We start from the raw sequence: 9406 nt of genomic DNA, 5'->3' as shown, positions 1-9406 counted from the left end.
CCACATCACCACCAGCCGTCAGCTTCAGCTCAATCTCACGCAGCAGCTTCAAGATGTCTTCGTCTGAATGTCGCTTCCTCGCCATGCCCAATCCCCCTCTCGCGGCCAAAGTAATGGCCCAGTTCTAGGGGGGAAGGACAGTTGCAGTCGGCCCGCTTCGACTGGAGCGCCTCGGCCGAACGCCTGGCGTCCCTCTACGAGAAACTCCGGCCGTGTCGCTCTTTCTGATCCGCCACGGCACCACCACGACAAGCGGCCAGACCTTCGCCGGTCGCTCGAACGTGCCGTTGAACGACGAAGGCCAACGGATGGCAGAAGACATCATGCGCGACCTTGCCCCTCTCTCGATAGAGCGCGTTGTTTCAAGTCCCTTGTCGCGGGCAATGGAAACGGCGCGTCCCTTGGCAGAAGAACTGGGTCTGGACATCGAGACGGACCCACGTCTCATGGAATTCGATTTCGGCGTTTACGAAGGCCGGACAAAGAAAGAGCTCGGACTGAAGCTTCGCAAGGCGCATGCGCATGATCCGGTCCCCGGCGGAGAAGCATTGATCGACGTCTGGAGGCGCGCAGGCGAGTTCCTTGCCAGCTTGCAACCATCCAGCGCCCATGTTGCCGTTGTTGGGCACTATTGGCTCAACCGTATGATCTTCGGACATGTGTCATGCATGGATTTCGATACCGCCTGCCGCTGCCGGAAGTATCGTCCCAATACAGGTAGCATCATTGAATTGCGTTTTCGCGATCCATCCTGCACGACGCTCATGTCGTTCCGCTAGTTGGCTCCTGCGGCCGGCCCCTGAAAAGCGGTCCTCCCTGAAGTAGGCTTTCGAGCCTGATGGAGGATCGAGAAATGCCCCAGAAGAAGCACAAGCCGGAAGAGATCGTCGCGAAGCTACGGCAGGTCGACGTATTGGCGTCGCAAGGCCAGTCGGTGGCTGAGGCAGTGCGGTCGATCGGCGTCATGCAGTTCGCCTGCCATCGGTGGTGCAAGGAATACGGAAGGCTAAAGACGAGCCACACTAAGTAACTGAAGTAGTTTGAGAAAGAGGGCGAGCGGCTGCGGAAGGCCGTGTCGGTTCTCACGCTGGAGAAGCCGATCCTCGCCGAGATTGCCCGCGGAAACTTCTGAGGCCCTCCCGCTGCCGTACCTGCGTCGACCAGGTCAGGCAGAAGTTCCGGGTCTCGGCAGGGTTTGCCTGCGGAGTGCTTGGTCAGCATCGATCTACCAAACGGAAGGAGATTCCGAACGCTCCACCTGATCGACGAGTTCACCCAGGAGTGCCTGGCGATCCGGATCGACCGTAAGTTCCGGTCGACGGATATCATCGATGTGCTGTCGTATCAGCTCATCCTGCGAGGCTTCCCGGATCACATCAGTTCCGCCAACGTTCCGGAGTTCGTGGCCAAGGGGGTGGGAGAGTGAATCGCCGCCATAGAAGCCATAGACGCCAGGGTCGCCAACACCGAGACGGGCAGCCCGTGGGAGAATGGCTTTTGCGAGAGCTTCAGCGCGAAGCTTCGGGACGAGCTGCTAAACGGCGAAATCTTCCAAGGCCTGGCTGACGCGAGGATCGTCTTTGAAAGCTTGCGCCAGCACTACAATACCGAGCGGCAGGACTCATCCCTAGGCTACCGGCCGGCAGCTTCCGAGGTCGTCCGGTGGACGACTTCGCCATCCGGAGCCATTTCGCCGGCTACGCCAGCCGTAGCGCCACGACCCGTCATGCACTAAGAATGAACCCGGACCACTTGATTGGGGCAGATCAGTAAACGTCAGCAATGGAAAGAAAACCGCATCATATCGTACCTTGGCGTCTGTCCGTCGCACCCATGATGGACTGGACCGACAGGCACTGCCGGTTCCTGCATCGTTCAATCTCGCGGCGGGCCTTATTGTACACCGAGATGGTGACGGCTCCGGCGCTTGTCCGGGGCGGGGCGCGGCATTTGTTGCGGTTTGATGCGTTCGAACATCCGGTTGCGCTGCAGTTGGGCGGGTCGGATCCGGCCGAATTGGCCGAGGCGGCCAAGATGGGCGAGGGCGAGGGGTATGACGAGATCAACCTCAACGTGGGATGCCCGTCTGACCGGGTGCAGTCGGGCACATTCGGAGCGGTTCTAATGAAGACACCGGACCTCGTTGCGGAATGTTGCGCGGCGATGATCGCCACGGTGGACGTGCCGGTGACCGTCAAGTGCAGGATCGGTGTCGATGATCAGGACCCAGTGGTCGTGCTGCCGGATTTTCTGGAGAAAGTTCAGGCCGCCGGGGTGCGTCGCGTAATCATCCACGCGCGGAAGGCATGGCTTCAGGGCTTGTCGCCCAAGGAAAACCGCGAGGTTCCGCCTCTGGATTACAGTCTGGTCTTCGCCATGCAGGCCCAGTTTCCGGAGCTTCACATCAGCATTAACGGCGGCGTTGAATCCATTGATAAAGCGTCAGAATTGCTTGATTCTGGAGTGGGCGGAGTCATGATCGGCCGAGCAGCCTACCATTCGCCATGGGACATCCTGGGCGATGTGGATCGGCGGGTATTCGGGGGCGCGAACCCATATGAAGAACCGCGCGAGGTTGTGCTGGGAATGATCCCCCATATCGAGGCGCATCTGGCCGAGGGTGGCCGGCTTCACTCGATCACGCGCCATATGATGGGTCTGTTCTTGGGGCGGCCCGGGGCACGCGCGTGGCGGCGTATTCTGTCCGAGGGGGCCACGAAGCCGGGCGCCGGAATCGATCTGCTGCTGACAGCCTTGGAGGAAATCGACCAGCGCGATGCGGCCTGACGCGTGGGAGCGTTGGCGGGGCTTCGTGGGGCGGGGACAAGTCTTAAGAGATTGGAGGGCCTACGAGAGGTTCTTGCGATGGTTTTAAAGGCTTTGGCTTGAGGTTGGGCGGTTTGATCCATGAATGCGCATTACAGTTTTGTGACGCTTCAATTTGGAAAAAATCGGAAAAATCAACAGTTCTTATGGTTCGACATTCACATCAGAATTCCCGTAGCGTGCCGCTCTTGTGTTCGGAGCTTCATTGGTTGTTCTGGTTCCGAATTTCCAGTCAAGAGGTTGATAAATTGCATAAATTATTGAACGTTAACAGTTTGATTTAATTATAAAATATATTGTCTAATACATGCGATATCAGGTCTCGGCATTGCAAGTGGGTGCAAGCTTCGGGAGAATGAATTATTTGTCTATTTCAAGCTTGCAGAGATGCTCGGAAATACCGGAATGCCCGCTTATTTCTCGGCCAGTTTGTCGAGCATGGGGTACAGGCGCGTGAAATCTTCCTCTTCCATGCCTGCATCCACGGCGGCCTGGAGCCAGGCGAGGGTCTGGTGGCCGATCCGCATTGGGCTGCCAAGTTCCTTGGACAAGGCAACCGCCATGCCGACGTCCTTGCGGAGATTGAAGATGCGGGATCGGCCGTCCCAAGTCTCGGAGAGGATGTGATCGGGAAAGCGACGTTCCGAGATGAAGCTTCTCGCGTTCCCGGCGTTGAAAACCTTGATCATGTCGGCCAGATCGATGCCCGCGGCTTCGGCAAGCCGCCCGGCTTCGGAGCAGGCAAGGAAGTTGGTGTGGGTGATCAGGTTGTGGACCACCTTCATCGTGTGCCCGGCCCCGGAAGGGCCGAGATGGATCAGGGTGCCGGCGCAGGATTCGAGCACGGGCCGCGAGCGCTCCAAAACGTCCGGCTCGCCTCCGATCATCAACGTCATCGTGCCTTCGTCGGCGCCTTTCGCGCCTCCGCCGGTCATGCCCGCATCCATGTAGGGAATGCCGACCTTTGCGGCGCGGGCGGCAAGGCGCTTGGTGTAGACCGGATCGGATGTCGTGAAATCCCATAGGATCAGTTCCGGTCGCGCATTTTCGAGAATTCCGTCAAGGATCGTGTCGATTTCCTTTGAACCGGGGACCACGAAAATCACGATGTCCGCCTCTGCGCCCATCTCTTCGGGAGTGGCGATGCGGGCGGTTTCCGCGAAGGCGTTTCTGGCCGCCTCGGAGACATCCCAAACCATCAGTTCGTGGCCGGCTTTGGCGATGTTCCTGGCAATTCCGCGCCCCATATTTCCCAGGCCGATCACGCCGACTGTTTTGGTCATCTCATGCTCCCTTCGGTGGTTTTCCAGAGCGTGATCCGGATCGGATCGAAGCTGTCGATTTTTCGTCTCCAGAATGCCGAATTTTCAATGAAAAACAAGGTGTTTTGGGGCCTCCTGCTGTTGCAAAAATCCATGTATTTCGGTATTCTATTGATGGACTGTCACTGAAACTGAAGCGACTGAAAATGCCCGCTCTCCGGGGCGCGAAAAACGACAGCGAGGGAGCCCCAAATGTTCGAAAAAATGCCCCACATCAAGGAAGAGGTCTATATCGATTTCCTTGGCCGGACGATCGAGATTCACTGGAACTATCACGCGATCCTGATGGTCAGCATATGGTTGGTTCTGGTTCCGCTGTGCATCACCATTATCCGGTACGGCAAGCCGAGACCGACCGAGTTCGGGCTGCGCCGGCAGGTGCATATCAAGCACATCGAATGGTGGTGGTTCAGCACGCATAAATACGGGCTTTCTCTGGCGGTGTTTCTGACGCTCGCCGGGGTGACGGTGGCGCTGGTTGTCAGCGGCGGGTTCAGCGGATCGGTTCACGCCATACTGGGGAGCATGACCGTCATTCTTGCCGTCGTGCAGATCGTTGCCGGTCTGATGCGCGGCACTCATGGCGGGAAGTACTATAACAAGGCCGACCCGAATGATCCGTCGACCTGGCATGGAGATCACTACAGCCGCACGACGCGGCGGCGGATTTTCGAGGCTTATCACAAGACTGCGGGTTATTTCACGCTGTTCTGTGCCGTGGGCGCTATCGGTTCGGGACTGATGCAATACCCGATGCCGATCTTGGCCAAGATCGTATTCGCACTGCCTTTCTTGTTCCTGGCGTTCTGGGTCGTGATGGAATTCTTCGAGCGTCGTTACGACGGGTATCGCGCGGTGCATGGCTACGGGATGGAACACCCTTACAACAAGGAGCGCGAGTTCCTGTAACGGGTTCGGCGCGCGTCATTTCAAGGAGAGGCAAAGCATGGCTGACGTGCTGATCAGCGAGTTCATGGATAAAGGCGTGGCCGAAGGGCTGATCGCCGAGTTCGACACACACTGGGATCCCGATTTGTGGAGCAAGCGGGACGAGTTGAAGCGCGAAATCGCCAGTGCGAAGGCCATCGTCGTGCGCAATGGAACGCGCGTGGATGTGGATCTTCTGGACGCCGCGCCGAACCTCAAGGTCGTGGCGCGCATGGGCGTCGGCCTTGACACCATCGATGTCGAGGCGTGCAAGGCGCGGGGGATCGAGGTTTGTCCGTCGATTGGCGCGAATGCCGTTTCGGTTGCGGAATACGTGATCGCCACGGCGATGGTTCTTTTGCGGGGACCGACCTATTTCGCGACGCCGGATGTCGTGGCCGGTGCATGGGACAGACCGAAATTCGCGGGTTCGACGGAGATCGCCGGTCGAGTAATGGGAATTGTGGGGTTCGGGTCCATTGGTCAGGTCGTGGGCGAAAAGGCGCGCGGCATGGGAATGGAAGTGATCGCCTACGACGCCATGATGCCCGACAATCATCCCGCATGGGAACATGCGCGGCGGGTCAGCCTGGATGATCTGGTGGCGGAAGCGGATGTCATCTCGCTTCATTGTCCAAAACTGCCCGAGACCATCGATCTGATCGACAAGCGGCAGTTCGCGCGCATGAAACCCGAAGCCGTTCTGATCAATTCGGCGCGGGGCGGGATCGTCAACGAAGCGGATTGCGCGGAGGCGTTGCGGTCAGGTCAGATTGCGGGAGCTGCGCTGGATACGCTGGATGTCGAGCCGATCACGCCCGAGGTCTGCGCTCTGTTCCAAGGAATCGATAATCTGATCCTCACGCCTCATGTTGCCGGGGTGACGAAGGAGTCGAACCGGCGTATTGCCGAAGTCGCGGCGGCGAATGTGCGTCGCGTGATGCGCGGCTGAGTTTTTCAGGAGAATTGAAGACGCCCGGCGGTTGCCGCCGGGCGTTGGAAATCAGCCGGTATACTCGACGATATAGAGACCGGCGTTGTAGTCCGACACATACGCCAGACCTTCCTTCGACACCCAGATGTCGGTCGACTGGATCACCTTCGTACGGTTGGGCCGGCGGTCCATGAGCCTCTGGGGTTCCGGCGGCACGAATGCGGCGACTTCCTTGGGTTGGTATTCGTTCGAAATGTCATAGACGCGGATGCCGGCGTTTTGCTGCGTGGCGAAGATGAGCTGATCGCTTACCAGTCCATCGGGCCGGTTTTCGTGTATGTTGTGCGGGCCGAAATGCGCACCCTTGTTGACGTAGTCGGCGTCGTCCGGAAGCGGTACGGTCGAGATGCTGACCGGATTTGACGGCTCGCGAATGTCGAACAGCCAGATGTGTTTTATGCCGTCGGCGCAATTATCCAGTACGGCCTCGTCGGCGACGACCAGAAGATTCCGGTCGGGCAGGGGAAGGGCGTTGTGGGTGCCGCCGCCGAAGGGCGGAGACCAGTTGCGATGCACGATCAATTCGGGATTCGAGCGATCCTTGACGTCCATGATCACCAGCCCGGCATCGCGCCATGCGCCATAGGCCGTGTCGCCATGAACGATCGCATGATGCAGACCCGCGCGAGCCTGATCCTCCGACAGTTCCTCGCCCGCCGCGGCGTTCATTCCCGGCAACCAGTAGCGCCCGGCTTCTTTCGGGTTCGTCGGGTCGGCCATGTCTATGGTCACGAAAATGTAGTCGGTGAATCCGTCGAGCAGGACAGAGGCATAGGCCCAACGTCCGCCTACGTACCAGATCCGGTGGACGCCGCCGCCTTCGACATTCATGAAGCCGATCTTTTTCGGTTCGGCCGGGTTCGAGATGTCGTAGACCGCCATGCCGGCCGTCCAGTTCCGGTCCGTGGAAGCTGCATCCGCCGTGCCGACCTTCTTGCCCAGTTTGCCCTTGTAGTACTCTTCCTCGTTCTGGAATTCCGCGGAAGCGAACATGTTCTTGGCATTGATGACCAGAAGCAGGTCCTCGTGGCTTTGCAGATGGATGTTCCAGGTGTTGGGAGGAGCTGGGATATAGGCCACGGGTTTCGGATTGCGCGGATCGCGGCAGTCGACAACGCTGAAGCCGTCGGAGAACATGTGCCCGATGATTGCATGGCACTTGTTGACCATGATTTGCACGCCGTCGGGACGTCCTCCCTGGTCCGAATATCCAAGGAGTTTCATGTTCCTAGCGTAATCCGGTTTCGGCAGATCCTGTGTCATGGTGGTCCTCCGGTCTTGCGGTTCAGGCCGCGCTCAGTTCCTTGTCAAACAATTCCCGCCACTCGGGCGAAAACTGGCTGCGCGTGATCTCCACTTCGGCGCGTGTCGCTTCGCGGAACGCCGCTCGTCCGGCGTCGTCGAGTTCGGTAATTTCAACGCCCTGGGCCCGCAATTCCGCGCTGCAGATCGCGTCGTCGTCCTCGGCGAAGCGGCGTTGCGCCTGCGATGCGCGGTCGACGGCCCGCTGGAGCCCGGCGCGATGTTCGGGGGTGAGGCTGTTCAGACGTTCTGCGTTGAAGAGCACAAGGGCGACGCCAAGGAGATGCCGCGTCATCAGGATATGCCTGTGCGACTCGTGCAGGTTGAAGTTCAGGATATTGGTCAGCGGGTTCTCCTGCGCATCGACCTTTCCTGTCCTGACCGCATCGGGCAGGTCGCGGACGTCGATGGCCTTGGGATCGAAGCCGAGAGAGCGGAACACGCGCTGGTGGTCTTCGTTCGCCAGCGTGCGGATCTTCAGCCCCTGACAATCCTCAACGCTTCTGATCGGCCTTGCGCTTGAGATGTGCCGGAGGCCGTTGTCCCAGTAGCCAAGCACTTCGTACCCAGTGGCAGCCGCCACCTCGGAGCGAAGCCGGTCTCCCAGCGCGCCGTCCAGAAGCGCGTAGGCGCGGCGGCGGTCGGGCACGACGAAGTGTTGGTCGAACAGGCCGAGTTCCGGGACACGGTTGGCGAGATAGCTTGACGAGAAATAGCAGCCGTCGAGTTCTCCGCTTTCGGTCATCGAAAGCAGGTCGGCCGCCTTGTGGCCGCGCGAGACGATGTTTTCGTCGAAGGTCAGAGTGACCTCACCGTTGGTTTCCTCGGCCACCGCCTCGGCAAGAACGCGTCCGCCGCGCGTGTGGACGGACTTGTCGCCCTGATAGCCGCCGAACTTGAGTTCAATCATGTCAGTTCATCCATCAGTTCGCCCGGATCGGGCGGCAGGGCGACGGCCGTGCCACGCTTTGCCGAAAGGTCCATTGCCATGGTCAGGAGCAGGTTCCGGTGCCCGTCCGCCGCAGTCGCGTGTGGGGTGGCGGCGCCGGTGTACAGGCGCTGATACCAGGCGTTGGTCTCTTCCCGCATCGGACCCCAAAGCTGCCCCCCGTGCAGATCGCCGGGCGGGTAGCTGGTGAGGAAGTCGACGTGACGCTCGGGGGCCTTGTAGCCTTCGGGGGCATATCCGGCACCCTGCGCGACATTGGTCGCCATCACGAGGTCCCGGTGCGTGTCTTCGATGTCGATCACGCCCTGCGACCCCACGATGCCGATTTCGATGCCATAGACCGCCCCCGGCCAGACTTCGGGCAGGGCCCAGGAGATGTTCATGGAGAAAATCGTTCCGTCGTCCATCGTGAAGATGCCGAGAGTGGAGTCCTTGGTTCCCCACTCGCCGAGGACCTTGTCGGTCGACTGCGCGTAGACGCTGACCGGGTTTTTCCCTTCCATCAGCCAAAGCGACATATCGAGGCTGTGAGTGCCGGAGACGACCATCGGTGTCAGTGTTGCCCGCTCCTGGGTGCGGCGGACAGTGGCAATCGGAACCATGCGGTTCATGAAGGCGCGGGTGACGACGGTGTGGACGTCGCCGATTTGTCCCGTGATCAGCCTTTCCTTTACGGCGAGGAACCGGCGGCGGAAGCGCTGTGTATAGCCGATAACTGCGTCCAGCCCCGCCGCCTCGATCGCTCCGAGGATTTCCGCCGATTGCCGCGCGTCGGTGGCGAGGGGCTTTTCGATGAAGAGCGAATGGCCCATTTCGACTGCCAGCATGGTTGGGTCGAAATGGAAGTTCTCGTCTGTCGCGATGATCGTCGCGGTCACTTCGGGACGGCGGAGCAGTTCGCGGAAATCCGTGGTGAAGAAATCGGCCTTCACGTCGTCGGCAAGTTTCTGGCCGATGTCGGACTTCAGGTCGCACAGGCCGATCCAGCCGACCCCCGGGTAGGCGCGGGCAAGCTCCGCACGAATTCGTCCTATGGTGCCGCAGCCGACGATGGCCAGGCCGATTTCCTTACGCTCCTGCATTCCT

8 protein-coding genes and 1 pseudogene are annotated in these 9406 nt (G+C 59.7%); 5 read left to right on the top strand and 4 right to left on the bottom strand.

Annotated elements, in window-relative coordinates; genetic code table 11:
- Positions 1 to 212 precede the first annotated feature (212 nt).
- The 3 genes and pseudogenes from ACKLNI_RS12265 (at position 213) to dusA (ending at position 2787) form a co-directional block, all read left to right on the top strand.
- Positions 213 to 779, top strand: coding sequence for a histidine phosphatase family protein (locus ACKLNI_RS12265; RefSeq protein WP_413719356.1), 567 nt, complete (start codon positions 213 to 215; stop codon positions 777 to 779).
- Between the two features lie 74 nt (positions 780 to 853).
- Positions 854 to 1735 (top strand): annotated as a pseudogene (locus ACKLNI_RS12260) (integrase core domain-containing protein).
- Positions 1736 to 1782: 47 nt separating this feature from the next.
- Entirely contained in the window at positions 1783 to 2787 is a 1005-nt protein-coding gene (gene dusA / locus ACKLNI_RS12255; RefSeq protein WP_413719355.1) for a tRNA dihydrouridine(20/20a) synthase DusA, read from the top strand.
- A gap of 452 nt (positions 2788 to 3239) precedes the next feature.
- On the opposite strand, the gene ACKLNI_RS12250 is transcribed toward dusA, so the two are convergent.
- Positions 3240 to 4109 carry an NAD(P)-dependent oxidoreductase gene (locus ACKLNI_RS12250; RefSeq protein WP_413719354.1) on the bottom strand — a complete coding sequence of 290 codons (870 nt, stop codon included), beginning with the start codon at positions 4107 to 4109 and terminating at the stop codon, positions 3240 to 3242.
- 231 nt (positions 4110 to 4340) lie between these two features.
- Between ACKLNI_RS12250 and ACKLNI_RS12245 the strand changes: the two genes are divergently transcribed.
- Both ACKLNI_RS12245 and ACKLNI_RS12240 read left to right on the top strand, forming a co-directional pair.
- A complete protein-coding gene (locus tag ACKLNI_RS12245) occupies positions 4341 to 5057 on the top strand; it encodes a cytochrome b561 domain-containing protein (protein ID WP_413719353.1) in 717 nt (238 codons plus the stop codon).
- Between the two features lie 37 nt (positions 5058 to 5094).
- On the top strand, positions 5095 to 6027 hold the full coding sequence (locus ACKLNI_RS12240) for a hydroxyacid dehydrogenase (RefSeq protein WP_413719352.1): 933 nt from the start codon (positions 5095 to 5097) through the stop codon (positions 6025 to 6027).
- 51 nt (positions 6028 to 6078) lie between these two features.
- Here the strand turns inward: ACKLNI_RS12240 and ACKLNI_RS12235 are convergent, their stop codons facing one another.
- The 3 genes from ACKLNI_RS12235 to ACKLNI_RS12225 are packed head-to-tail and all read right to left on the bottom strand — an operon-like array spanning position 6079 to position 9402.
- A complete protein-coding gene (locus ACKLNI_RS12235; RefSeq protein WP_413719351.1) occupies positions 6079 to 7332 on the bottom strand; it encodes an LVIVD repeat-containing protein in 1254 nt (417 codons plus the stop codon).
- 22 nt (positions 7333 to 7354) lie between these two features.
- A complete protein-coding gene (locus ACKLNI_RS12230; RefSeq protein ID WP_413719350.1) occupies positions 7355 to 8281 on the bottom strand; it encodes a TRAP transporter substrate-binding protein in 927 nt (308 codons plus the stop codon).
- Positions 8278 to 9402, bottom strand: coding sequence for a Gfo/Idh/MocA family protein (locus tag ACKLNI_RS12225; RefSeq protein ID WP_413719349.1), 1125 nt, complete (start codon positions 9400 to 9402; stop codon positions 8278 to 8280). Before ACKLNI_RS12225 ends, ACKLNI_RS12230 begins: the two co-directional genes overlap by 4 nt.
- Positions 9403 to 9406 lie beyond the last annotated feature (4 nt).

The organism is Silicimonas lutimaris, from assembly GCF_047314965.1.
Taxonomy (GTDB): Bacteria; Pseudomonadota; Alphaproteobacteria; order Rhodobacterales; family Rhodobacteraceae; genus JAVJUV01.
This window is presented reverse-complemented; position numbering and strand designations above follow the sequence as displayed.